Annotated in this window: 26 protein-coding genes and 1 pseudogene; 14 read left to right on the top strand and 13 right to left on the bottom strand. The window is 44.7% G+C overall.

Translation table 11 applies throughout. The annotated features are described in order from the left end of the window. Positions 1-295: 295 nt before the first annotated feature. The 4 genes from nth to fabG form a co-directional block, all read right to left on the bottom strand. Positions 296-943: an endonuclease III gene (gene nth / locus JUI58_RS21670; protein ID WP_204105922.1), complete on the bottom strand. Its 648-nt coding sequence runs from the start codon at positions 941-943 to the stop codon at positions 296-298. Next, positions 940-2,031 carry an RIP metalloprotease RseP gene (gene rseP, locus JUI58_RS21675; RefSeq protein WP_204105923.1) on the bottom strand — a complete coding sequence of 364 codons (1,092 nt, stop codon included), beginning with the start codon at positions 2,029-2,031 and terminating at the stop codon, positions 940-942. Before rseP ends, nth begins: the two co-directional genes overlap by 4 nt. Positions 2,032-2,188: 157 nt before the next feature. Beyond that, positions 2,189-3,133, bottom strand: a complete 945-nt coding sequence (locus tag JUI58_RS21680; protein WP_204105924.1) for a phosphate ABC transporter substrate-binding protein — start codon at positions 3,131-3,133, stop codon at positions 2,189-2,191. A gap of 188 nt (positions 3,134-3,321) precedes the next feature. Further along, positions 3,322-4,086 (bottom strand): 3-oxoacyl-[acyl-carrier-protein] reductase, encoded by a 765-nt coding sequence (gene fabG / locus JUI58_RS21685; RefSeq protein ID WP_204105925.1) that lies wholly within the window; start codon positions 4,084-4,086, stop codon positions 3,322-3,324. A gap of 107 nt (positions 4,087-4,193) precedes the next feature. Between fabG and trxA the strand changes: the two genes are divergently transcribed. Beyond that, positions 4,194-4,511: a thioredoxin gene (gene trxA, locus JUI58_RS21690; RefSeq protein ID WP_204105926.1), complete on the top strand. Its 318-nt coding sequence runs from the start codon at positions 4,194-4,196 to the stop codon at positions 4,509-4,511. Positions 4,512-4,520: 9 nt separating this feature from the next. On the opposite strand, the gene JUI58_RS21695 is transcribed toward trxA, so the two are convergent. Further along, positions 4,521-4,721, bottom strand: coding sequence for a hypothetical protein (locus JUI58_RS21695; RefSeq protein ID WP_204105927.1), 201 nt, complete (start codon positions 4,719-4,721; stop codon positions 4,521-4,523). Positions 4,722-4,973: 252 nt separating this feature from the next. Beyond that, positions 4,974-5,426 (bottom strand): Holliday junction resolvase RuvX, encoded by a 453-nt coding sequence (gene ruvX / locus JUI58_RS21700; protein ID WP_204105952.1) that lies wholly within the window; start codon positions 5,424-5,426, stop codon positions 4,974-4,976. Between the two features lie 159 nt (positions 5,427-5,585). Between ruvX and JUI58_RS21705 the strand changes: the two genes are divergently transcribed. From JUI58_RS21705 to JUI58_RS21725, 4 genes and pseudogenes are all read left to right on the top strand, one after another. After that, entirely contained in the window at positions 5,586-6,743 is a 1,158-nt protein-coding gene (locus tag JUI58_RS21705; RefSeq protein WP_204105928.1) for an AAA family ATPase, read from the top strand. Continuing rightward, positions 6,740-7,217: pseudogene (locus tag JUI58_RS27915) on the top strand (DUF4276 family protein). The gene JUI58_RS21705 and the pseudogene JUI58_RS27915 overlap by 4 nt, the downstream one beginning before the upstream one ends. Before the next feature lie 67 nt (positions 7,218-7,284). Further along, on the top strand, positions 7,285-8,973 hold the full coding sequence (locus JUI58_RS21720) for a CTP synthase (protein WP_204105930.1): 1,689 nt from the start codon (positions 7,285-7,287) through the stop codon (positions 8,971-8,973). Between the two features lie 37 nt (positions 8,974-9,010). After that, the gene (locus JUI58_RS21725) at positions 9,011-9,430 is read left to right on the top strand and encodes a hypothetical protein (RefSeq protein WP_204105931.1); all 420 of its coding nucleotides are present in this window, start codon (positions 9,011-9,013) and stop codon (positions 9,428-9,430) included. A gap of 154 nt (positions 9,431-9,584) precedes the next feature. On the opposite strand, the gene psaJ is transcribed toward JUI58_RS21725, so the two are convergent. Both psaJ and JUI58_RS21735 read right to left on the bottom strand, forming a co-directional pair. Then, a complete protein-coding gene (gene psaJ, locus JUI58_RS21730) occupies positions 9,585-9,704 on the bottom strand; it encodes a photosystem I reaction center subunit IX (protein WP_204105932.1) in 120 nt (39 codons plus the stop codon). Between the two features lie 69 nt (positions 9,705-9,773). Beyond that, positions 9,774-10,268: a Photosystem I reaction center subunit III gene (locus tag JUI58_RS21735; RefSeq protein ID WP_204105933.1), complete on the bottom strand. Its 495-nt coding sequence runs from the start codon at positions 10,266-10,268 to the stop codon at positions 9,774-9,776. A gap of 188 nt (positions 10,269-10,456) precedes the next feature. On the opposite strand from JUI58_RS21735, the gene tsaD reads away from it, so the two are divergent. Further along, positions 10,457-11,497, top strand: coding sequence for a tRNA (adenosine(37)-N6)-threonylcarbamoyltransferase complex transferase subunit TsaD (gene tsaD, locus JUI58_RS21740; protein WP_204105934.1), 1,041 nt, complete (start codon positions 10,457-10,459; stop codon positions 11,495-11,497). Positions 11,498-11,504: 7 nt separating this feature from the next. Here the strand turns inward: tsaD and JUI58_RS21745 are convergent, their stop codons facing one another. Beyond that, positions 11,505-12,488 (bottom strand): carbohydrate kinase, encoded by a 984-nt coding sequence (locus tag JUI58_RS21745; RefSeq protein ID WP_204105935.1) that lies wholly within the window; start codon positions 12,486-12,488, stop codon positions 11,505-11,507. A 200-nt stretch (positions 12,489-12,688) separates the two neighbouring features. On the opposite strand from JUI58_RS21745, the gene JUI58_RS21750 reads away from it, so the two are divergent. Both JUI58_RS21750 and JUI58_RS21755 read left to right on the top strand, forming a co-directional pair. Then, positions 12,689-12,967, top strand: a complete 279-nt coding sequence (locus JUI58_RS21750; RefSeq protein WP_204105936.1) for a helix-turn-helix transcriptional regulator — start codon at positions 12,689-12,691, stop codon at positions 12,965-12,967. Further along, a complete protein-coding gene (locus tag JUI58_RS21755; protein ID WP_204105937.1) occupies positions 12,945-13,550 on the top strand; it encodes a PD40 domain-containing protein in 606 nt (201 codons plus the stop codon). The genes JUI58_RS21750 and JUI58_RS21755 overlap by 23 nt, the downstream gene beginning before the upstream one ends. Positions 13,551-13,651: 101 nt before the next feature. Here JUI58_RS21755 and JUI58_RS21760 read toward each other — a convergent pair whose 3' ends face one another. From JUI58_RS21760 to JUI58_RS21775, 4 genes are all read right to left on the bottom strand, one after another. Then, positions 13,652-14,254, bottom strand: coding sequence for a hypothetical protein (locus JUI58_RS21760; RefSeq protein ID WP_204105938.1), 603 nt, complete (start codon positions 14,252-14,254; stop codon positions 13,652-13,654). A gap of 9 nt (positions 14,255-14,263) precedes the next feature. Continuing rightward, positions 14,264-15,493 (bottom strand): type II secretion system F family protein, encoded by a 1,230-nt coding sequence (locus tag JUI58_RS21765; protein WP_204105939.1) that lies wholly within the window; start codon positions 15,491-15,493, stop codon positions 14,264-14,266. A 32-nt stretch (positions 15,494-15,525) separates the two neighbouring features. After that, positions 15,526-16,620: a type IV pilus twitching motility protein PilT gene (locus JUI58_RS21770; protein ID WP_275414386.1), complete on the bottom strand. Its 1,095-nt coding sequence runs from the start codon at positions 16,618-16,620 to the stop codon at positions 15,526-15,528. Between the two features lie 92 nt (positions 16,621-16,712). Further along, positions 16,713-18,707, bottom strand: a complete 1,995-nt coding sequence (locus JUI58_RS21775) for a GspE/PulE family protein (RefSeq protein ID WP_204105940.1) — start codon at positions 18,705-18,707, stop codon at positions 16,713-16,715. 519 nt (positions 18,708-19,226) lie between these two features. On the opposite strand from JUI58_RS21775, the gene grpE reads away from it, so the two are divergent. The 6 genes from grpE to JUI58_RS21805 all read left to right on the top strand — a co-directional run bounded on the left by grpE (position 19,227) and on the right by JUI58_RS21805 (position 25,610). Further along, positions 19,227-20,168 carry a nucleotide exchange factor GrpE gene (gene grpE, locus JUI58_RS21780; RefSeq protein ID WP_239121637.1) on the top strand — a complete coding sequence of 314 codons (942 nt, stop codon included), beginning with the start codon at positions 19,227-19,229 and terminating at the stop codon, positions 20,166-20,168. 69 nt (positions 20,169-20,237) lie between these two features. Beyond that, a complete protein-coding gene (dnaK, locus tag JUI58_RS21785) occupies positions 20,238-22,217 on the top strand; it encodes a molecular chaperone DnaK (protein WP_204105941.1) in 1,980 nt (659 codons plus the stop codon). A gap of 135 nt (positions 22,218-22,352) precedes the next feature. After that, positions 22,353-23,492 carry a molecular chaperone DnaJ gene (gene dnaJ, locus JUI58_RS21790; protein WP_204105942.1) on the top strand — a complete coding sequence of 380 codons (1,140 nt, stop codon included), beginning with the start codon at positions 22,353-22,355 and terminating at the stop codon, positions 23,490-23,492. Between the two features lie 33 nt (positions 23,493-23,525). Next, a complete protein-coding gene (locus JUI58_RS21795; RefSeq protein WP_204105943.1) occupies positions 23,526-23,771 on the top strand; it encodes a sulfurtransferase TusA family protein in 246 nt (81 codons plus the stop codon). Positions 23,772-23,786: 15 nt separating this feature from the next. Then, positions 23,787-24,827, top strand: coding sequence for a small ribosomal subunit biogenesis GTPase RsgA (gene rsgA / locus JUI58_RS21800; RefSeq protein WP_204105944.1), 1,041 nt, complete (start codon positions 23,787-23,789; stop codon positions 24,825-24,827). A gap of 63 nt (positions 24,828-24,890) precedes the next feature. Beyond that, entirely contained in the window at positions 24,891-25,610 is a 720-nt protein-coding gene (locus JUI58_RS21805) for a sulfite exporter TauE/SafE family protein (protein ID WP_204105945.1), read from the top strand. The last annotated feature ends 15 nt before the right edge of the window (positions 25,611-25,625 follow it).

Consider the following 25,625-nt stretch of genomic DNA (forward strand, 5'->3'; position numbering starts at 1 on the left):
GATTTTTAATTTAGATTTTTAATTTAGATTTTTAATTTAGATTTTTAATTTAGATTTTTAATTTAGATTTTTAATTTAGATTTTTAATTTAGATTTTCAATTTAGATTTTCAATTTAGATTTTTAATTTAGATTTTCAATTTAGATTTTCAATTTAGATTTTTAATTTAGATTTTTAATTTAGATTTTTAATTTAGATTTTCAATTTAGATTTTTAATTTAGATTTTCAATTTAGATTTTTAATTTAGATTTTTAATTTAGATTTTTAATTTAGATTTTTAATTTAGATTTTTAATTAAAGATAAGGGCAAACATCTCTTAAAGTACAATTCTGACAGTCTGGTTTGCGTGCCTTGCAAACAGCACGACCATGATAAATGAGACGAATTGACCAATTTTCCCAATCTTCTTGAGGGAGAAGTCGCATTAAATCTCGTTCGATTTTGAGGGGATCGCTATATTCTGTCAATCCCAAGCGGTTGCTTAATCGTTTAACATGAGTGTCTACCGTTACCCCAATATTCTTCCCAAATCCGTGGGCGAGAACTACATTTGCTGTTTTTCTCGCCACTCCTGGAAGTTGCAGCAATTTATCCATATAAGGAGGAACTTCGCCATTAAATTCAGTGATAATTTTTTGACAAGCACCTTGAATATTTTTGGCTTTATTGCGATAGAATCCTGTGGAATGGATGAGATTTTCTAGTTCTTCGCGATCGCCTTGCGCCAGTGCTTTTGCATCGGGAAAACGGGCAAATAATGCGGGTGTCACCTTATTTACTCGTTCATCGGTGCATTGTGCGGAAAGCATGGTTGCAACGAGAAGTTGAACAGTCGTTTCATAGTCGAGACTGCACTTCGCATCGGGGTAAAGGCGCTTAAGACGAACCAGAATTTCTAGCGCCCTTTGTTGATTACTCGCCCACTTACGATTTAAACTCACTGTTGGAAAAGTTTTTGAATCACTTCAAGATTAGCAGTATCGCGAACAATAAGGAATACACCTAACCCGAGCAGTAAAACAAATCCCGTTTGCATAATATTGTCCTGAATGCGATCGGGGAGAGGTTTACCTCGCAGTCCTTCAATTAACAGAAATGCCAATTGACCGCCATCTAATGCAGGTAAAGGCAAAATATTAATAATCGCTAAATTAATGCTAATTAAAGCACCAAATTGGAATAAACTGCCAGCATCAGAACGAGCCAGACTTGCTCCAATTTCAACAATTTTGACAGGTCCCGCAACTTGATTTGCTGTTTCGCTAAAGTTGAGAATAAGATGGGAAAATCCTTGAAAAGTTAGGACGCTAAGGCGTTGGAATTCATTCGCACCCATACTTAAAGCAGTGATAGGATTTTGGCGATCGTGGGATAATTCGCCATTGGGAGAAAGAATAACACCAATTTTACCTTGGCCGTCTGCTCCTAATTCTGGGGTAACTTGCAGAGATAATATTTCTTCCCCCCGCTTAATTTCTAAAGTGATCGGGCGATCGGGAGACTGTTGAATTTTTTCCATAAACTCGGGTAAGGATTTCTCCGATGCTGCGAGTTTTTGGGAGTTAATACTTAAAACAATATCTCCTGCTTCAATGCCCGCTTTTTGAGCAGCAGTAACGGGTTCCGTGACAACTTCCGCGATCGCCACACCAGGCTGATAATTAAAATCAGATAATCCTATCGTAGCAAGTTGAGCCGTGAGGAGAAAATAAGCAAAAATTAGATTCGCAATTACCCCCGCACTAATAACGATCGTCCGATCTAAAATGGGACGATTGCGAAGTAGATCGGGATCGTCGGGAGGAATATCGCTATCGGGATCGTCGTCAGGAAATCCGACAAATCCTCCGAGAGGGAAAACACGAATAGCGTATTCCGTCTGGGGTCCTTGGTATTTCAACAATACAGGACCAAAACCAATAGAAAAGCGATTAACGTGAATATTTTGCAACCTTGCGGCGGCAAAATGTCCGAGTTCGTGTACGACGATTAAAAGGGCGAGAACCCCGATTGCTGCCAAGACTGACATAAAAATTTATTGCTCATTCTGAACGCTTAACTTACTATACTGCCATATTCTCTTCCGAAATGCCCAATATTCTTGAGGACGGCGATCGAGTTGCGCCTGGGCTACAATCGCCTTTCTGCCTCACTATAATTTAGTTTTTTGTACTGTCAAGCTCGCATTATTGACCTGCGATCGCCCCTTTACCTTCATCGGATGTAATATATCCCAAGAAAGCTGCAACACTACCGGTAGGAGGATTTTTATAAACATAGAAAAGCTCTCGTTTGTAGGGATAATTCGCTGATTCTGGCGTTAAACCATCAACAGCAACCACCCGCACAGTTTGCTGATCGACAACTTGATTAAATGTAGCGTAACCAATCCCATCCAGTCTCAATTCTTGCATCATTCCTGTTGTTTCATCTCTGGGCATTGTTTGAATATTAGGACTCGTACCGAAATTGTTTCCATTTAAAACAAGACTTTGAAATACTTGATGGGTGCCACTGACTTGCGGTCGATTGAGAACGCGAATTTGGCTGTTTTTACCGCCCACTTGGGACCAGTCGGTAATTTGCCCAGTAAAAATACCCATAACTTGCGCTTGAGTTAAACCGCGTTGAAAAGGGTTATTCTTGCTAACAACCAGGGCGATCGCATCTTGGGCGATGGGAATAGCAACTAATCCTTGTGCCTCTTCTTGAGGGGTTAAAGGACGAGAAATTGCTGCTATCTCTGCACTCCCCGCTAACACTGCTGCAATGCCTTTCTCTGTCCCTTGAGATTGCCAGACGATCGCCGTATCGGGATATCGTGCCTCAAATTTCGCCTTTAGTGCAGTGTTAATTTGCACCATACTGGTAGAACCATCAATGTTCACAACAGTTCCGGCAGGGACAGAAGGAAGGAGAGGAAAAGTTGTTCCCGATGCTGGAGGAGTCGTGACAGCAGGAGGGGAGGTATTCGGGTCATTTGAACTAGAAGCTGGGGGAGTGGAGACAGAACCATTTTGAGCCAGATCCCCAGATTGTTTGCGAGTAAACCACCAATATCCCCCGCCTAAAATTCCCGCCGTAATGAACAGCGCCAAAATCAGGGGTAAAGTTTCATTTTTTTGAGACATGATTAAAATTCAACATTCAAAAACTCAAAACCGCGATCGGTATTGTGTCTCTCAAAACCTTAGCATCAATTTTTTCCTTTTTGCTTGGGTGATATATAGATGCGCGATCGCCAGATGCAAGAAAAGACTCTACCCTAAATTTATCTCTCGAAGCAGTCAAGGCGATCGCGGCAAGCTAATGCTGACTCCTAAGCCATTACCATGCCGCCATCGACATTAAAAACCTGCCCGGTAATATAAGCAGCAGCAGGATCGGCAGCCAGAAATCTTACCATTCCCGCAATTTCTTCTGGTTGTCCGTAACGACCGAGGGGAATGTATTTGAGGATTTCGTCAGCTTTGAGGTCGTGGGTCATATCGGTTTCAATAAATCCAGGGGCGACGGCATTGACCGTAATACCGCGACTGGCCATTTCTTTGGCAATGGTTTTCGTAAAGCCAATTACCCCAGCTTTAGCCGCACTATAATTGGCTTGACCTGGGTTGCCCATTTGCCCGGCAACGGAAGCAATATTAATAATACGGCCGCTACGTTGCTTTAACATTAATTTACTCACTGCTTTAGTACAAAGGAAAACTCCCGTTAAATTCAGGTCGATAACTGCTTGCCAATCTTCCAGTTTCATCCGCAGCAGCAGGGTATCGCGGGTAATTCCGGCATTATTCACTAAGACATCAATGCGCCCGAATTTACCTTTGGTTTCATTGATGAGATTCTCAACTTGATCGGGTTGGGAAACATCTCCTTGTAGGGCGATCGCCTCTCCACCAAGGGCGGTAATTTCTGCGACTACTTCATCGGCGGAGTCCCGCGATCGCGCATAATTCACCGCTACTTTTGCCCCTTCCGAAGCCAGAGACAGGGCAATAGACCGACCAATGCCTCTAGATGCCCCGGTTACGATCGCAACTTTCCCTTTCAAGTTTTGTAAATTTTCTGGCAAGACTTCCATAAATAACCTGACCCTCTTCTCTTAAGGTTTGCCTAATCTACAATCTCGGATTTTTGCCCTAAAATCAACTTATTACTCATTCTGTCTCTTTCCCCCTTCAACAATAAATGGCTGTTAAAAAACAATTCTCCAGCTTTCAAGAATTACTTGCCCAAACCTCTAAGCCCGTCTTAGTTGATTTTTATGCCACTTGGTGCGGTCCTTGTCAACTTATGGTTCCCATTCTCGAAGAAGTCAGCCAACAGATCGGCGATCGCGTGCAAGTAGTTAAAATCGATAGCGATAAATACCCTCATCTTGCCTCCAAATACCGAATAGAAGCCTTACCCACCCTCGTACTCTTCAAAAATGGCGAACCTGTCGATCGCATTGAAGGAGTACGACAAGCCCCCCAGTTAATTCAGCATTTACAATCTCTCATCTGACTGTGAAATTCAGATTACTTGCAATCGTCCTCGAATAACTGCCCTCAATAGGCGATTGATCGCCCTTCTCTCTTGTTCCTCAAGGGTTTCATCTAAAACAGCAGCCATTAACCCATAGCGATCGCCCAAAGTTAGAACCCCAGTATCCGCAGCAGAAGCAAGCATTTCCGAGATCGCCCCAGGAAGTAGTTGCACTTGTGTATTATCCATATTTCGACCTCTTGAATTCCCTTTTTCGACTATCCCTTAATTTTTTCCAAGTGGGCGTGATATCTACGGCTACCCTAATGTAAGCCTCATCAGTTCCGGAGATGAGAGAAATTACACAAAAGCAGCGATCTCTATTGGTTGTTTATGTGATTTAAGCACGAAGACACTGCGATCGCAGTCTTCAAAAACTCTGATCGCGATTACAAAATTTGGTGATGAATGTCATCCGAATTCGCAACAACTTAACCTTGACTAGGCTTGAGTTGAAGGATTACGAGCCATCATTTCCCGTCGCCAATCCAACCATTGTTGTAGAATGATAGCGGCTGCCTTGCGATCGATTGTGGCCTTATTGCGAGATATTGAAATATGTTGCACTCTCATTTGTTCCTCCGCTTCTACGGAAGTCAAACGTTCATCCATATATTCCACAGGAAGACACAAAGCCTCTCCAATGCGTTTCGCATACTTTTCTACCTGCCGCCCCTGAAACCCGATCGCACCATTAAGAGAATAGGGCATCCCCACCACCAATAATTGCACTTGACGCTCTTCCACCAAAATTTTAAACTGTTCCACATCTTTCACGAAAGAACTGCGAATTACCGTAGTTAAACCTGTGGCGATCAGTCCTAAACCATCGCAACCAGCTACACCAATTCGCTTTTTACCCACATCTAACCCCAAAACCGAAAGTTTTTCCACTGTTCTTACAAAACTGACCTGCTCCCATTTTGCCTTGATTTGGACGATCGCTACAAACACCTCCCTCAAGCTGATGTAGAATAGGGCCATGGGAAACTCGTAGAAGTGCAAGCACCTTTCACAAGATAAATTTTTATCCAAAGATCGATATTTAGCTATATGCCAAACACGAATAAACTCGAACACATTTCTATTAAAGGTTTTCGCCGACTCCAAGATATAGATTTAGAAATGAGAGATTTAGTCGTCGCGATCGGAGCTAATGGTTCGGGGAAAACCTCTTTTTTAGATGTATTTTCGCTCTTGTCAGCTTCGGCCAATGGTCAATTATTAGATACATTACAAATTCAAGGTGGTTTGAATGAAATTTTAACGAGAGGGCGATCGCGGGAATTGGAAATAGGTGTTTCGATGACCGTTCCGGATTATGAACCTTTGCAATATAATTTAGTTCTATCTCCAAAAGGTTTCGCTTACGAAATCAAACAAGAAACCTTAACTCAGCATAGCGATCTTTCACAAAACGAACCGTTTAAATATATAGATTCTTATCGATCGCGAATTCAGTATTTTAGTCAAGAAGATAGAAAACTTGTAACTCCTAATTGGGAACACAATTATCTAGAAACCTCCCTTGCTCAAGTTCCCAAAATGTATCAGGAGCCTGAAAATTTGAGAAAAAGTTTGGGATCTTCGAGTTATTATGGGGCATTAGATGTTTCTCCTCAAAGTCCGATTAGATTGCCTCAAGCAATGCGTCCATCCAAATTACCGGGGGCAAATGGTGAAAATTTAGCCTCTTGTCTTTACAATTTGAGAGAAACCAATCAAGATGATTTTGAAACGATTGAAAGTATTCTTTCTACGGCTTTCTCTGATTTTGAAAAATTAAATTTTCCTCCAGTTGCGGCAGGAACTTTATCAATAACATGGAAAGATAAAAAATTTAGCGACCCCATTTATATGCACGAACTTTCGGAAGGAACGCTAAGATTTCTTTGGTTAACAACTCTCTTGCAAAGTGATAATTTAAGTCAAATTACATTGATTGATGAGCCAGAAGTCAGTTTGCATCCCGAACTGTTACGATATTTAGTATATTCTCTGAGAGAAGCCGCAAAACACACACAATTAATTGTTGCCACTCATTCGGATCGATTAGTGCGATTTCTCGAACCCCATGAGATATTAATTTGCGATCTTGAAGAAGGGGCAACGACAATGACTTGGGCGGATACTCTCGATCTTGAAAAGTGGTTAGAAGATTATACTTTAGATCAATTATGGGCAATGAATATTCTCGGAGGTCGTCCATGAAAATTGCAATTTTAGTAGAAGGAGAGACAGAGATGGCTTTTAAAGAGAAACTACACTCTTTTCTTAAACCAATTCTAGATCAAAAAATGCCAACACTTAAATTTATCCCTCAAAATGGTCGCATTCCTACAAACGATAAACTAAAACGAGTAGTTGAGAATTTATTGAGTGGCAAAAATGCTTATCAAGCTGTTATTGCTTTAACCCTATTGGGAAACAATTAAAGAATTAGCGGACCATAATCTTTCCTGTCCCAGTCCTTTTCCGGAAACAGTTAACTACAATAATCCTCCTTCTAAGAGAATAAAAGATATTTTTGAGCGAGGTAAATGCAAAAAAAGCTATAGTAAAACAATTCATGGAAAAAAGATTTTAGAAAAAAAAGATCTTAATATCGCGATTCAAAAGTGTCCGGAGTTAAAGGCTTTTATCAATACCATTATTTCCCTATCCGGTGGTACGATACTCGATTAATGATAGGATTATGTCAAAATGTATCGAGAACGCAATACTGGGTTATGACAGTCGGGATAACTGAATAATGGCTAAATTTGTATTTGTAACCGGAGGAGTCGTCTCCAGCATCGGAAAAGGCATTGTAGCTGCCAGTTTGGGGCGATTGCTTAAATCTCGCGATTACTCGGTTTCTATTCTGAAACTCGACCCTTATATTAACGTTGACCCCGGTACCATGAGTCCCTATCAACATGGGGAAGTTTTCGTCACCGAAGATGGGGCAGAAACAGATTTAGACTTGGGACACTACGAACGCTTTACCGATACCTCCATGTCTCGCCTCAATAGCGTCACCCAAGGGGGTATTTTCCAAGCTGTTCTCAATAAGGAGCGTCGAGGAGACTATCAAGGGGGGACAGTTCAAGTCATTCCCCATATTACCAACGAAATTAAAGAGCGAATTAAGCGCGTTGCTACCAATACCCATTCTGATGTCGTGATTACAGAAATCGGTGGTACGGTTGGCGATATTGAATCTCAGCCCTTTTTAGAAGCAATTCGACGCTTCCGTAAAGATGTGGGACGAGATAACGTTCTTTTTATTCATGTCACCCTCATGCCTTGGATCGCATCGGCGGGAGAAATGAAAACTAAACCCACTCAACATTCCGTCAAAGAACTGCGATCGCTGGGCATTCAACCCAATATTTTAGTCTGTCGTAGCGATCGCCCCATTGAAGTTGGTATTAAAGAAAAACTCTCGGAATTCTGTGACGTTCCCGTAGAATGCGTGATTACCTCTCAAGATGCCAGCAGCATTTATGAGGTTCCCTTAATGTTAGAGCGGGAAGGACTCGCCAAACAAACACTAGAACACCTCAAACTCGAGCAGCGCCTCCCGGATCTGACCCAATGGCAAACCCTGGTCGAACGCATGAGAGCGCCTCAAAATAGTCTGGAAATTGCCTTGGTGGGGAAATACGTCAAACTCAGCGATGCTTACTTATCTGTGGTCGAAGCCCTCGGCCACGCTGCGATCGCCCTCAACAGTGAAGTCAATATTCGTTGGGTCAGTGCAGAAGATATTGAAGCCCAAAGCGCGGCAAAATATTTAAGTGATGTTAGCGGCATTGTCGTTCCAGGAGGGTTCGGCGTTCGCGGGGTTGATGGTAAAGTGACGGCGATTCAATATGCCCGCGAAAGCGATATTCCCTTTTTGGGTCTTTGTTTGGGAATGCAATGTTCCATTATCGATTGGGCCATCAATATTGCCAAGTTAGACAATGCCAATAGTGCGGAATTCGATGGCGAAACTGTCAATCCTGTTATTAATCTTCTCCCCGAACAAGAAGATGTCGTGGACCTAGGCGGTACAATGCGCTTGGGCTTATATCCTTGTCGTCTCACCCCTAATACCCTTGCTCATTCCCTCTACCAAAAAGAGGTGGTTTATGAACGCCATCGCCATCGCTACGAGTTTAATAATGCTTATCGCAATCTTTTATTAGAAACGGGCTATACCATTGGGGGGACTTCTCCCGATGGACGTTTGGTGGAAACTATCGAATTGAGCGATCGCAAGTTCTTTCTCGCGACACAATTTCACCCTGAATTCAGTTCTCGTCCCAATCGCCCCCATCCCCTCTTTCTCGGCTTTGTCAAAGCAGCCCTAGGTCAAAATGTGGAAATCTCTGCTTCTTTGCGATCGCAACTCGAAACCCCCAGCAGCCAGGGATATCCAAATTCCTCGGAACGAACAACGGTAAAGGTATGATAATTGATAATTGATAAGTGTTTAGGGATGAAGTTTCGTGGCATATTGGGTCAAGATTAAATACGAAAGGCAACATTATATTGTCAATCTCGATCGCATTAGTGCCTTTGCCTCCTCTCCTAATGGGAGAATTACCTTTTGGTTGCCCGATAGTTCGATTCCCATTATCGTGATGCAACAAAGTAGTCCAGAAGACTATCAAAAGATACAAGATTATATTCAGGCGATCGTCGAAGATTCTCTATTGGGCTGTTGGATACGCCTCTTTTATGATCGCCGCGAATATTTTATCAATCTCAACCGGATTGGGAGTTTCTGTTATACGACTAATGGTAAACTCACCTTTTGGATTCCCGATTCTTCTGTACCTATTATTCTAACCAAGCAAAATGATCCAGAATCCTACTCAAAAATTAAAGGTTTTATTCTCCAAAAAACTGGAGAGATTTTGCCTTAAGTGTAAGCTAACCTTTAATCTCATTAATATTACCAATTCACTAATCAGCTTTTGCTTATTCACACAAAAAACTCGCAATCCTTGGGGAATTGCGAGTTTTCGACAACACTCAATTTTTTAGTTTATCTATGAATGTTTGTATTACGCAAATTTCCTACGGCATAGGATGAAACAGCAGATCAGGGAAAAAGCGATTGAACTCAATCAAAAGTCCAGCAGTAAAGGTCATCAATGCCGCAAGTAAGACCGGGGCGCTAGAAAGGAATTTTGCCATTGTGACGACTCTCCAAATAATAAACGAAACAACTGAAAAATTAAACTCGAATCCGAATAAGCCAGAAAGCTAACGAGGTGAAACAGTAATTTCTGAATCCTTAGCGGTTAACTGACCTGATGTAAACTCGCCAACTGCTGCCAAAGGCCAAATAAATCCACCGATCATTAACTTGATAGCGACAGGAACATCAATGATGATTTCTTTCATCTCTGCATCCTTTTCACCGCGCATGGTGATGAGGTAAGAACGACCAACCCAGCCAATCCAACCTGCAATATAAAGGAACAGGAGTCCAGGAATCGTAAAATCTCCCGCATGATCCAAACGACCGCTAACAATCAAACGGGGCAAACCATCATCAACACCGCAAAGTGCTTTAGAATAACGTTCTGCCCGAGCTTGACCGGAAAGGGGATCGCTGGTGGTATTTACAAAAGTTTTCGCCCGTTGCTGGTAGGCTGCCGACTCGCTACAAGGAACGAGATTACTATCTGCCGATGCTGCCGGAGCAAAGTTGAACCACAATGCGGCCACCAAAATTAATGCCAATAACTTTCGCATAAAAAATGTTACCTTTTGTTACAAAACAATCTATCTTTGTACAAAAGCATCCAGCTATTGATGCTGTACATTGATGCTGTACATTGACGCTGTACATTGATGCAATATTACTCTGATGAGGTAATGTTAACCAAGGTTTTTATCATATTATTAAGAAATATTAAAAGGAAGAGAAGAGACAAAGAAGAATGGCAACAATTTTAGCGATCGAAACCAGTTGTGATGAAACCGCCGTGGCGATCGTGCGCGATCGCCTGATTTTAAGCAATATTGTTGCGTCTCAGATCAAAATTCATCAACAGTATGGGGGGGTAGTTCCCGAGGTGGCCTCGCGTCAACACCTTGAAACGATTAATTTCTGTATTGAGGCGGCTTTTCGGGAGAGTGGGTTGGATTGGTCGGCGATCGCGGCGATCGCGGCAACCTGCGCCCCTGGGTTGCTGGGGGCGCTATTGGTGGGCGTGACGGCAGGGAAAACTTTAGCAATGGTTCGCAATCTGCCTTTTTTGGGGGTTCATCACCTTGAGGGGCATATTTACGCAGCCTATTTGAACGAACCTGAGTTAGAACCGCCGTTTTTATGTTTATTGGTATCGGGGGGTCATACCAGTTTAATTCGGGTTCGAGATAGCGGACAATATGAGCAGTTAGGGGCAACGCGAGATGATGCGGCGGGGGAAGCCTTTGATAAGGTGGCGCGGTTATTGGGGTTGGGTTATCCTGGGGGACCTGCGATCGATAAAATCGCTATACAGGGTAATCCTCATGCCTTTGTTTTACCGGAAGGACGGGTATCTAAGCCAGAAGGAGGGTATTATCCCTATGATTTTAGTTTTAGCGGTTTAAAAACAGCGATGTTGCGATTAGTGCAGAAGTTAGAGGTGCAGGGAGGGGAATTGCCGATCGCGGATTTGGCTGCCAGTTTTCAAGAAACCGTGGCGCGATCGCTGGTGAAAAAAACGATTGCTTGCGCTTTAGATTACGAATTAAAGGCGATCGTTTTAGGGGGAGGGGTTGCGGCGAATAGTGCTTTAAGAAAGCATCTTCAGGAAGCCGCGACCCAGCATAACTTACAAGTTTACTGTCCTCCGTTAAGTCTTTGCACTGATAATGCCGCCGCGATCGCCTGTGCTGCTGCCGATCATTTTAATCGCGGAGAAATTTCTCCCCTTACCTTGGGGACGCGATCGCGTATGGCGGTCACAGAGGTGGCAGAATTGTATTTGTAGGCAACATTTAAGGAGAACTCACTGATTGTAAAAATATATCAACTTCCGATGCTGTGGGTTGGGCATTCATGGCACCCGAGCGGGTGGTGGCGATCGCACCTACGGCGGCGGCATAAGTAACAATTTCTCGAGCCATATCGGCATCTTGCAAGCAACCAATTCCGCGCTGACAAAATTGATGAATCAACCCAGCCACAAAGGCATCTCCTGCCCCTGTTGTGTCTTTAACGGGAATATTAAATGGTGCGATCGCGCCGGAATTATCGGTTAAACAGTAGGAAATATTGCCGCTACCCCCATTGGTGACGATAACACCTTCCGCAGAGTCGATCTCATAGAAAATTGTCGTTGCATCGGTGGTTCCGAAAAAATAACGCGCTTCTTCCCCAGAAAATTTGATAAAGTCAACGGCTTGCCATAAAGAACTAATCAAACGATAAGATTCTTGAGGATTAACCCAAAACATCCGTCGCAAATTCACATCCAAAACAATTTTGAGATAGTATTCGTCTGCCAGTTCTAAGGCCCGAAATACACTCTCTCGTGTTTGAGGATAAGCCAATTCTAGTGTACCAATTACTAAATATTCGGCAGCTTGAAAGAGTTCGACGGGAAGTTGCGAACTGTCTAAATAAGCATCAGCAAAGGCATCCGCAGGGCGATCGCCAAAGTCAGCGAAAAGGCGATCGCCATTTTCCTGACGTAAAACATACACTTCCCGTGTCGGTGCCGTGGGATGATATTGAACTCCTCGACAATCTACGTCTAATCGTTGTAGCAAACGAACCAATTCTTCTCCATCAGTATCCTGCCCGACACAGCCAATAAATGCGGCAGGTGTGCCTAATTTCATTAAACCACTGGCTACATTCCCAAGCGCTCCTCCTGGAAAACGAGTCCAATTTTGGACTTCTTCTCGAGAAGTTCCCACCCGATCCGCCAAACAATCAAACAGGATTTCGCCCAAACAGATCGCACGCAGATAACTCATACAACCTTTACTTTTCGATAGAGATTCGCTCTTATTGTCTCATTGATTCGGAACGGGCGATCGATTGACGCTGAACAATGATCCATGAATTATTATCAATTATCAATGAATAATTATCAATAAAGGACGTGAGGGTGATCGAGTTTCCGCTAAAATCGGGACAGAATAGGTAAAAATAACTAAGGGTAGAGAGAGCTTCTATGTCTGAGGGCAAGTTCAACTCGCCGATATCGCTATCGGAACGGGAGGTACAAATTATCGAGTGTGTTTCTAATGGGTTAACCAATCATCAAATCGCTCGGGAATTGGCGATTAGTAAGAGAACGGTAGATAACCACATCAGTAATATTTTAACGAAAACATTGACCAAGAATCGCGTCGCCCTAGTCCGTTGGGCATTGCAATGGGGTAAGGTGTGCATTGATGAAGTCAACTGTTGCAATTTGCCCGAACTTCATGAGCAGGAACACGATCGCTAATTCTCGCAAATCTCGCGGTTGGAGTCGCCTTGGGTTGGGAGGAATTGTCTGTTTGTTTGCGATCGCCTGCACCAGACAAAATTTTATTACCCCACCCACCCAAGGTTTGGGGGCAACTCTTAATAGTACTTCATCAGAAAATCATCCCCGTTTTTCTTATGATGGTCGTTATGTTGTTTTTGCTTCAGATCGCCGCAATCATCGCCAAATCTACGTTTACGACTTAACACGCCGTCAATTACTACCGCTTCCAGGTTTAAACCAACCTGGAGTTTTGCACGATCAACCGGATATTAGTGCTGATGGTCGCTATATTGTCTATGTTTCCGAGCGATCGGGGAAGCCAGATATTATTGTTTATGATCGCAAAACTTACCAAACCAAAACTATTACCCAAAATCTGTTAGGAGAGGTTCGGAATCCTACCATTAGCGGTAATGGGCGTTTTGTTGCTTTTGAAACCAATCGTTCGGGACAATGGGATATTGAGGTTTACGATCGCGGGGCGCAAATTGAGCGATCAAATCCCAATCCTTTCTCAAATTCTACCCCTAATGTTCCTGAAGCCGCGCCGGAAGAATAAGGGGACAATTGAAAGTTTTTCGGGTTGCGATCGCGATCGATGTTGGTTCAGTCATTAATTTTCAGTAATTTTCAGCGCGATCGCCTTTTTCAATCCCAAATTTATTCCCATTCCTCAATTTCCAAACCATCTTCAACCGTTAAAGATTCAATCGGTTCATCATCAAAAGGCATCGTTGGTATTGATTGAACCACATAGGGAAGGTGAGCGCCAGCCAACCCCTTGAGAATGCGACTAGGACTATCAGAAGAAAGTACAAAAAGTGGGTATAACTTATCCGTCCCTTCACAAAGAATATCCTCATAAAAATGAGGCATTAGCCATTCATAATCCTTATCCAAATACATTTGAGTCTGTCGCCAGCGCATCAAAAGATCGGAAAAATCCTCATGGGGACGATGAATAAAGACCACAATTTCTGGCCCCATTTTCACCTTCCACTCTGGATCGCACATCAAAACTGCCAGATCGCAGGGCAGTTGAGTCGCCGTATTTGGTGTAAAGCGATTATCCGAACTTTCCCCCGTTTTCGGTGTGCGAATGCGTGCCACCGGAAGCGGTAAAACCAGAACGCTTTCGAGAGGACGGCGCAAACTGGGAATCATTTCTAAATAGGGTCTATATTGCCGCAACAAGGCGATCGCGCCATCGCGATCGCTATATTGCGTCAGGAGAGTTTCATAAGCAAACTGTTTGACAGACATAATCTTTCCCTAACCTAATTCATCAAACACGGCAAACATAGGCAGATACATCGACAGCAAGATCACGCCGACAATTCCCGCAACCCCTACCATCATTAATGGTTCGATGACACTGGTTAAAGCCTTAACTGCTTGTTCGACTTCATCCTCATAAAAGTCTGCCACCTTCATCATCATCGTATCTAATTCCCCAGTTTCTTCGCCAATACTCATCATTTGAATGGCGAGAGGAGGAAATACCCCTTCCCTTTCTAAAGCAAGGCTGATCATTCCCCCTTGTTGAATCTCCCTTTTCGATCGTTCGATCGCATCCTCAATCACCTTATTACCGGCAACATCTCGCACGATATCCATACAGTTGAGAATGGGAACCCCCGATCGCGTCAAAGTCCCGAAAATCCGACAAAATCGCGCTACAGCATTTTTTTGATTCAAATCGCCGATTAAAGGGGCTTTTAAAAAGAATCCGTCAATTTGTAAGTGTCCGGCGGGGGTCTTATAGTAGAGCTTGTAGGCTGTGCTTAACCCCACAATCGTACCAATGAAGCCCGGCCAAAACCACCAATCGTTAGCATCCGGAATGAATAAATTACTCAAAATCAACATGATTTGCGTGAGTAACGGTAGGGTTGTTCCCAAGTCTTTAAAAATCCCCGCAAAAATGGGAATCAAAAAGATGGTCATGGCGAAAAAGACGATCACCGCCAAAGATCCCACCGCCATAGGATAAGCCATCGCTGACTTAACTTGATTGTTGAGGCGCTGCATATTCTCCAACAATACCGCCAGTCGATCTAAAACCTGATCGAGAACCCCCCCAACTTCTCCCGCTTCCACCATCGAAACGTAAAGTTTATCAAAACACTCGGGATACTTTCGCATGGACTCGGAAAGGCTCACCCCTTGTTGTACGTCCGCACTAATTCCCGTTAGCGCCTTTTTTAACTTGGGGTTGGTGCATTGATCCGTCAGAATCCCCAAACATCTCACCATTGCCACCCCCGCATTGACCATAACGGAAAATTGGCGGGAAAAGACAGATTTATCCTTGACCCCAACGCTGGTCATTTTTTCCGTCAGGCTGGCTAAGTCTAGATTTAAGCCTACCGATTTAATTTCCCCAACGCTACTATACTGATTCTGAAGAATCATGCGAGCTTGTTCTTGTGAGGTGGCCGCTACCTTTTCTTTAACGAGATTGCCTTTAGAATCTTTTACTTCAGCAACAAATGTAGGCATTGTTATTAATGATTAGTTATTTGTGATTCGGTTTAACGCTTTTTAGCCGTTCCTCCTGCACCAACGAGACGTTGCAATTCATCGGGTTTACCGCTTTTACTGATTCCTTCTTCGTAAGAAATGACATTCCTTTTGACTAAATCAGCTAATGCTTGCTCCATCGTTTGCATTCCTAGTTTCATTCCGGTTTGAATGGAAGAATAAATCATCGCAGTTTTACCATCTCGAATTAAGTTGGCGATCGCCGGCGTAACCACCATAATTTCCTGAGCCATTGCTCGTCCAAATTCTCCCGGTTTGGGGTTGTCTTTCTGCACCAAACACTGACTGAAAACTGCTAAAAGAGATTGAGACATTTGCGCCCGAATTTGCGGTTGTTGCTCTGGGGGAAAGACATCTAAAAGGCGATCGATCGTTCCCGCAGCAGAGTTGGTGTGCAAAGTACCAAAAACAAGGTGTCCTGTTTCTGCGGCAGAAACCGCAAGAGCAATAGTTTCTAAATCTCGCATTTCCCCCACCAGAATGATATCTGGGTCTTGTCGGAGCGCACCTTTTAAGGCGTTACTAAAACTCTTGGTATCCTCTCCTTTTTGTCGTTGGTGGAATAGACTTTTCACATTGGGAAAGACATATTCAATCGGGTCTTCTACCGTGAGAACGTGTTCGGCTCGGGTGCGATTAATTAAGTCTAACATCGCCGCCATCGTTGTCGTTTTTCCCGATCCAGTTTGCCCGGTTACTAATACCATTCCCCGAGGGCGTTCGGTAAATTCTCGGACAATATCGGGAAGCCCTAACATATCGAAATTAGGAATTTTAGAAGATAAGGCACGCATACAAGCCGCCCAACACCCTCGCTCTTTGTAAACATTGAGACGAAAGCGAGCTAAACCTTTCACCCCATAAGAAGAATCCAATTCCCAGTTTTGCTCTACGTCTTTGCGCTGCTTGTTGTTCAGCATACTGAAGATCAGCTTTTGTGCCTCTTGGGGAGTGAGAGGTTCTTCGCCGATGGGTTGCAGTTTGCCGCTAATGCGATAATAGATTGGCGCTCCCGCTTGAATGTGAATGTCAGAGCCGCCCATTTCTACCAACTGTTCCAATAAGTCTTCGATCATTAAGTCCATTTGTATTTCTCCTGAATAGATTTGCTGTAGGGCGATCGCTCGCCATTGATATTGAGTCTAGGATGCCCGTTTTTCAACCAAAAATAGGCAGATTATAAATCCGCAAAACGAGGGGTCATGCAATACGGACAGTCGATCCACTCGGGTTGCAGTTCTGCCCCGCAAGTGGTACAAGTTAAGCCGCTCTTGCGTTTGGCTTTAAGTTCGGCTTCAAGCCCTGCATCGGTGAAGGTGACGCGATCGACCTCCTCTAGGGTTGTACTGCCTTCTTTCACCAAATTTAAACTATAAGCAAGCAGGGTAATCATGCCTTCCTCAACTGCTTTTTCCTTAATCAGTTCGGTGGATGCGCCCCCGTTAATTAGTGATTGCAGTTCCTCACTATTCCGCATGACTTCATAGACCCCAACCCGCCCTTTATAGCCAACTCCACTGCATTTGCCGCAAGTGTCGGCGTTGCGTTGGTCAGGAGCGACAAAATTAGCTTTGTAGAAGGTGAGTTCGCCCTCTTGAGAAGCAGACATCCCATAGCGTGCTAGTTCTTCTCGGGTCGGCTCGTAAGGGATGCGGCATTCGCTGCAAACCCGTCGCATTAAGCGTTGTGCCAAGACCCCCAGTAGTGCGCCGGAAATCATGAAAGGTTCAACCCCCATTTCATCCAGACGGGCGATCGCGCCAGCAGCATCGTTGGTGTGTAGGGTAGTGAGGACTAAGTGACCCGTAAGTGCAGCTTCAATTGCCGTTTTTGCGGTTTCCTTATCTCGCGTTTCCCCCACCAGAATCACATCGGGATCTTGCCGCAGAAAAGACCGCAGAATGGAAGCAAAGTCCATGCCTTTTTCCCGAATAACCTGAACTTGAGTAATCCCGTCCAAGGAATATTCAATCGGATCTTCGGCGGTACTAATATTTACACCAGGGTCATTGCGTTCCGCCAGCACGGAATACAAACTGGTAGATTTTCCCGATCCCGTCGGTCCGGTAACGAGGATCAAACCAAAGGGACGACTGGCCATCTCTCGCACTAATTCCAAGGATTCTTGGTGAGAGATCAGTTTATCTAATCCCAGTTGAGTCGCCGAGTTATCCAAAATTCGCAAAACAACTTTTTCCCCATAGCGACTGGGTAGGGTACTCACCCGGAAGTCAACTTTGCGCCCTTTATACATTCGACGAATTTTGCCATCTTGGGGCATCCGTTTTTCCGCAATGTCCAACTCAGACATAATTTTAAAACGAGCGGCAACGGCGGGGGCTACCTTTTTCGGGACTGAGGGAAAAGGTTTGACTAAAACTCCATCTTTGCGGAAACGTACTCTTAGTTCTTCTTCTTGGGGTTCGATGTGAATGTCGGAAACGTCTTCATTGAGCGCCCGCATTAAGATTTTATTGACTAAATTCACAATGGGCGCACCTTGAGCATCTTCGGCGGCTCCCAAGTCGTCTTCATTTTCGTCGGGAGCATCTTCGAGGGCTCCCAAATCTTGAACCAAGCCGCTCATATCTACGGCTTTGGCATCTTCTCTTTGCTTTTCCCGTTTAACTTGTTCGTCTAAGTATTTATCGAGAAGTTGTTGATAATCTTGAGGGGTAATCACCATGCGCTGAAGTTGAATGCCTTGGGGACGGAGAATGCGTCCCAAATCATCTTGGGCTTCGAGGTTATCGGGGTTCACCATGGCCACCAAAACCGATGGGGGATTCCCATTGCTTCTCGAAAGGGGAGCGAGATAATGACGGCGACAAACATCGATGGGAATTAATGTCTCGATCAACTCTGCCATTTGATTCTCCGAGGTGGGGTCAATTTCTGGATCGAGGGAATCAACCCCGTAGAGAATTTTAAGCTCAAAAAGTTGTTGTTTTTTGTACTGCCGTTGTAGCTCGGGGGTAAGTTGGCGACCCGTAATGTTCTCGATCGCCTCGGTCAGGGGACGACCGGATTTGCGTGTTTCGGCAAGGGCTTGCTTCATCTGTTCGTTATCTGCAAAACCAGCTTGAATGATTTTGTTACCGAACGGAGAAAAATCATTGCGAATGGTTAGAGCGCGGGAACGCCGAGAGGATCTAGGTGTAGATTGGGTCATAGTCGTTGGGTGACGTATTTCCTGAAAAAAATGGTAGGGGGCGGGCTGGGGAATGGGATTCGGTTCGCCTTTTGTTCCCTCTTCTTTAACTTTCTTAAACTATATCCCTCGACTCGATGGGAAATTGTTAAGGCTGTATCTAAGACTAAATCAATTGAAGACGATTTCGACTCGTACTCATCAGAAAAAAGGCGCGATCGCTCCTTGCGAAGCATTTGGGATTCTTTCAACTCAATTATCCATGATGATAACTTTAGAATATTGACACTGGAGATGGATTTACTACGAACCAGAGAAAAATTAGTGATTTTTGTGCTAAGTTTTGTAAAGTAGGTTCGAGGAGAAAAAGGGCGATCGCCCATCGAACCTGTTCTCTAGTAAAAAGAAGAGCAACATCATCCGTACCGAGAAGAAATCTTGACGGCAGACAGATCGAGATAGAGAAAGGGCGGTATGATGATTCAAAGGCGTAAAGCCTTCCAATTTAAGGCAAAATTTAAAGGCAAAATTTAAGGTACGATGATCGACGACCAAAAGCAGTCAGAAGAAACCTTAGAACATCCAGATCAATCATCAGATTTGTCTGGGGATAAGGTCAAGGAAAACAGCATCTTGGACAATCCGCTAGGAAATCCACCAGGAGAAGGTTCTCCCGATGTTGCTGTGGCACAAGACCAGACTGCTGACCCGCAGGAAATCGGCTCTATGAATCAAAGCGATCGCGGCGAAAATCTTGAGGACTCTACCCTAGAAGCTCTCGAACTTAAAGACCTCGAATTCAAAGAAACGGAACAGGGTCAAAGTGGGGCATCTTTAAACTCTCAACCCGAGGCTTCGGGAGGAGGGACGGAAGGCGCAACCTACGCGGCTGGAGTTCAGGGGGCGCAAGTGCAGATTCTGGAAGCCTTGCAATTTGAAATCGAGTCTCTGAAGCGACAACTCGCCAAACAAACCGAACAAACAGAATCCTTGAAAGCTCAATCAGTGAGAATTGCTGCGGATTTTGATAACTTCCGCAAACGGACGCAAAAAGAAAAAGAGGAACGGGAAGTTTTTGCCAAACGCAATACGATTAACGAACTCTTACCTGTAGTGGACAACTTCGAGCGAGCGCGATCGCAAATCCGTCCAGCCAATGAGGGCGAAATGGGAATTCACAAAAGTTATCAAGGCGTATATAAAAATTTAGTGGATTGCCTCAAGCGCTTGGGAGTTTCTGCCATGCGTCCCGAAGGGCAAGAATTCGATCCCAATTATCACGAAGCCATGTTGAGAGAACAAACTGCTGAATATTCCGAAGGGGTGGTAATTGAGCAATTGGTTCGAGGCTACATGATCGGCGATCGCGTCTTGCGTCATGCCATGGTAAAAGTTGCCGCCACCCCAGAAGACGAAACAAATCTCTCAACTGAGGGTAATATAGACTCTAACTCGGAAAGTGAAACTCCATCGGAAGAATAATCGGGAGAACCTCGATGCTTCCATTTAAACTAATATTAGTCTCTTGCACACTTATAAAACCCGATCGCTATGGGAAAAGTCATCGGTATCGACCTAGGCACTACAAATAGTTGCGTTGCTGTTCTCGAAGGGGGAAAACCCATCGTTATTCAGAACAGCGAAGGAGGCCGTACCACCCCCAGTATGGTCGGTTTTGGCAAATCAGGGGAACGTTTGGTGGGTCAGTTGGCCAAGCGCCAAGCAGTCACCAATGCCGAAAACACCGTCTACAGTATCAAACGTTTTATCGGTCGTCGTTGGGACGATACCGAAGAAGAACGTTCTCGCGTGCCTTACAAATGCGTCAAAGGCCGAGATGATACCGTGGATGTCCAGATTCGCGGCAAAAATTACACCCCCCAAGAAATCTCGGCCATGATTTTGCAAAAGCTAAAATCTGATGCTGAACAGTTTTTGGGAGAACCCGTCACCCAAGCCGTGATTACAGTTCCTGCTTACTTTACCGATGCCCAACGACAGGCAACGAAAGATTCTGGCACCATCGCCGGGTTAGAAGTCTTACGGATTATCAACGAGCCTACCGCAGCCGCTCTCGCTTACGGGTTAGAAAAGCAAGACCAAGACCAACACATTCTTGTATTTGACTTGGGAGGGGGAACCTTTGATGTTTCCGTCCTCCAACTGGGAGATGGAGTCTTTGAAGTTAAAGCCACCTCGGGGAACAATCACCTCGGGGGCGATGACTTCGACAATGTTATCGTGCGTTGGATGAGCGATAACTTTAAGGAAAAAGAAGGAGTAAACCTCGGCCAAGACAAAATGGCCTTGCAACGCATGAGAGAAGCGGCGGAAAAAGCCAAAATCGAACTCTCTAGCGTTGGGAGTACCTCCATCAACCTGCCCTTTATTACCGCCGACGAAACAGGTCCCAAGCACCTCGAAACAGATTTACAGCGCTCTAAATTTGAAGAACTCGCCCTAGAATTAATTAAAGGCACAGTTCTTCCGGTTAAGCAATCCCTCAAGGATAGCGATCTTAAACCCGATGAGATCAATCGCATTATCATGGTGGGGGGTTCGACCCGCATTCCTTCCATTGGCAAAGCGATTCGCAAATTCTTTAACAAGGAACCCGATCGCTCAGTTAACCCCGATGAAGCCGTTGCCCTCGGTGCAGCCATTCAAGCGGGGGTTTTAGGTGGGGAAGTCGAAGATCTCTTGCTGCTCGATGTCACCCCCTTATCCTTGGGCATTGAAACCTTGGGAGAAGTGTTCACCAAAATCATCGATCGCAATACCACCATTCCCACCAGCAAATCTCAAGTCTTTTCCACGGCGATCGACGGGCAAACCTCCGTCGAAATTCACGTTCTCCAGGGAGAACGTGCTATGGCACGAGATAATAAGAGCTTGGGGAAATTTCTCCTGAACGGAATTTTACCCGCTCCTCGGGGAGTACCGCAAATCGAAGTCAGTTTTGAAATTGATGTCAACGGTATTTTAAGAGTTTCAGCCCAGGACAAAGCTACCAATAAAGAACAAAGCGTCAGCATTACCAACACCGGAGGCTTAAGTTCCTCCGAAGTGGAAAAAATGCGAACAGAAGCAGAGCGCTATGCCGAACAAGATCGTCGGCGCATGGAATTGGTAGACTTGAAAAATCAGTCCGATAGCATCTCCTATACCCACGATGTCACCCTGAAAGAAAATGCCGATTTGATTCGCGAAGATCTGAAAGTTCGAGCAGCAGAGAAGCGGGCAGCTTTAAATGCAGCTTTAACCGACGAGTCCCTCAGCGTCGAGGAAATCAAAGAAAGACTCGAAAGTTTCAAACAGGCTGTCTTAGGCGTGGGAACTGACTTGTATAATCGTGCCAATCAGGGAACCAGCGAGGAATTTGAAAACGTGGAAGAATCCATCGCTCCCGCCAGCGAACAGCCTACAGAAATTGTCGCCGATGAAGGAGGAGTCAGTGAAGAGGACGAGTTTAGCTTTGACTTTGACGACGACGAGCAGAGCGCCGCGACGGACTACGAACCCGTAGACTAATGATTCTCGAACTCATGGCGATCGCAATTAAAATCAAAATTAATCAATATTATTATCAAAGAATAATTGATAATTGATAATTGATAATTGATAATTGACAAAAGACTAACTATACACTCAACAGATCGGCACCCTATGGCAGGCGACTACTACGAAATCCTCAATATCTCCCGCGATGCCAGTCCAGATGACATCAAACGCGGATATCGCCGTTTGGCGCGGAAATATCATCCGGATGTCAACAAAGAACCAGGAGCAGAAGAGCGGTTTAAAGAAGTCAATCGCGCTCACGAAGTTCTGTCGGACCCAGAACTGAAAGCGAGATATGATCGCTTTGGCGAGGCTGGAGTATCTTCCTCGGGACAGGGCGGATTCTCCGATTTTGGCGACGTGGGCGGCTTTGCAGACATTTTTGAGACTATTTTTAGTGGCTTTGGCGGGGGGGGCGTGGGCACCGGCACCCCCCAACGCCGACGCAGCGGCCCCGTGCGAGGGGAAGATTTGCGGCTCGATTTAAAGTTGGAATTTCGGGAGGCTATTTTTGGAGGGGAAAAGGAAATTCGCATTCCTCACCTCGAAACCTGTAAGACCTGCACGGGAACGGGGGCCAAACCCGGCACTGGGGTGAAAACTTGCCAGACTTGTAATGGAACCGGTCAAGTCCGTCGTGCCACTCGAACGCCTTTTGGTAGTTTTGCTCAAGTTTCCGTTTGTCCCACCTGTAACAGCGAAGGGCAAGTGATTGAGGAGAAATGCGAAACCTGTAGTGGGGTCGGTCGCACTCAAGTCACGAAAAAATTAAAAATCACGATTCCCCAAGGGGTTGATAATGGGACGCGCTTGCGGGTAGCACGAGAGGGAGATGCTGGACTGCGGAATGGTGCGCCAGGGGATTTATACGTTTACCTATTTGTTGAAGAAGATAAAGAGTTCAAGCGAGATGGGGTGAATATCCTCTCGGGAATTACGGTGAGTTATTTACAGGCAATTCTGGGGTGCAGGATTCCTATCAATACTGTTGATGGCGAGACGGAATTAACGATTCCTCCGGGGACTCAACCCAATACTGTCTTGACTTTAGAAGATAAGGGGGTACCGCGTTTGGGCAATCCTGTCAGTCGCGGCGATCATTTAATTACGGTCAAAATTGATATTCCGACGCGAATTAATGCTGAAGAGCGGGAATTATTGGAGCAATTGGCAAAAATTCGCGGTGAAGCGGCAGGAAAAGAGGGGGGTTTGGAAGGATTTTTAGGCAAAATGTTTCGCGGCTAAGTTCCATGAACAATGATCGAGGATTGATGAACAATGAACCACGACGAAATTAATAGCATTGCTGATGTTCAGTTGGATTTACGGGGAACTCCTTGTCCGATTAATTTTGTGCGGACAAAATTACGCTTGGAACAAATGGAAGCGGGGCAATTATTGGAAGTTTGGCTCGATCGCGGGGAACCGATCGAACAGGTTCCCGATAGTTTGGTGATGGCGGGTTATCACCTCGAGGCGATGGAAGATCGTTCCCAATATTTTGCCCTACAGGTGAGGAGTTGAGATGAACGACAAGCGATGAAGATAGTGGGAACGGTAGTCGCAGTGCAGGCTAATTTTTATCGCGTGCGCTTGGATCGGGTTTGGGAAGGGCATCAGTTTTTGTTGTGTACGCGGCGATCGCGCTTGAAGAAAATTGGTCAGAAGGTAATGGTGGGCGATCGCACTATTGTTGAGGAACCGAATTGGCAGGAAGGACAAGGGGCGATCGGGGCGATCGTACCGCGCACAACTTGTTTAGAACGTCCTCCAGTGGCCAATGCCGAACAAATTTTACTTTTGTTTGCCCTGGAGGAACCTACTCTCGATCCGTGGCAATTGAGTCGCTTTTTAATTCAAGCGGAATCAACTTCCCTCACCCCGCGTTTGTGTTTGAATAAGCGGGACTTAATCGACAAGGAGCGGCAGCAGGAATGGGCAGTAAGGCTACAAAAATGGGGCTATGACCCCATCTTTATCAGTGTCGCCCAGGAGGAGGGATTAGAGGATTTAGAGGGGGTATTAGCAGATCGAACGACGGTGGTAGCGGGACCGTCGGGGGTGGGAAAATCGAGTTTGATCGGCAAACTCATTCCTGAAGTTAAATTGCGGGTCGGGGAAGTATCGGGAAAATTACAGCGCGGTCGTCATACGACTCGTCATGTTGAGTTATTTGAGTTACCGAGAGGGGGACTTTTGGCAGATAGTCCAGGGTTTAATAAGCCGGATTTGGTTTGTGATGCTCAAGAATTGGTACAGTATTTTCCCGAGGCGCGATCGCGGGAAAATGGGTGTCAATTTCGCGATTGTTTACACCGAGATGAACCAAACTGCTCAATTCGGGGAGATTGGGAGCGATACGAACATTATCTTCTATTTTTAGGGGAAACTCTTGCAAGAGTGGAAATGCTTCAACAACGACCTGATGAAGAAACGACGGTCAAGTTAAAAATTGCTGGCTCGGGCAAACGTGAGTACGAACCCAGGTTGGAGAGTAAAAAGTATCGCCGAGAGTCCCGTCGTCTTCGTCATCAGACGCTACAGGATTTGGTGGAAGAAGCGGAAGAAGAAGAGGATTGAGGGAATTCTCTTCTTTAAATTCGGGATTACTCAGGAGTTACCTACCGATATTAGATAAATGAGATGGAATTTGCAACTATTCTGGCGATCGCGATTATTTTTTGCGGGGTCTTATTACAAGGAATTTTTGGTTTTGGGAGTGCTTTATTGGCGATGCCTTTATTAAGTTTGATTATGGATTTAAAGGTTGTTACGCCGACTTTTGCACTGTTAATGGCGACAGCGACAACATTAATTTTTTTAACGAGTTGGCGACAAGTAGAATTTACTGCGATCTGGCGACTGTTGGTGACGACAATTCCGGGAGTTTTTGGGGGGGCTTGGTTATTGAAAGTTGTCCCACAAATTTTTATTTTAAGAGGAATAGGATTATTTTTAATTATTTTTGGAGGCTATAGTTTGGGGAAATTTAAACTCCCTAAATTAGGCGATCGCGCTGCTTATGGCTTTGGACTCATTGCCGGTATATTCGGCGGAGCATATAATTTAAACGGTCCTCCCGTTGTAATTTATGGTAATATGTGTCGTTGGAATCCTCAGAAATTTCGAGCAACGTTGCAATGCTATTTCTCAATTAGTTCTATCAGTATTCTGATTAGTCATGGATTAAGTGGATTTTGGACAAAACAAGTTCTGACTTTGTATATTTGGACATTACCAGCAGTGGCGATCGCGCTTTTATTAGGCAGAGAAATAAATCGCCGCTTACCCGTGCAGCGTTTTCAACAATTCATTTATTTTCTTTTAATCGGATTGGGGGTTTTACTTTGGGTTGCTAATTAAATATTTTATTATCTT

Origin of the sequence: Spirulina sp. CCY15215, assembly GCF_016888125.1 — a bacterium.
In the GTDB taxonomy this organism is placed as follows: Bacteria; Cyanobacteriota; Cyanobacteriia; order Cyanobacteriales; family Spirulinaceae; genus CCY15215.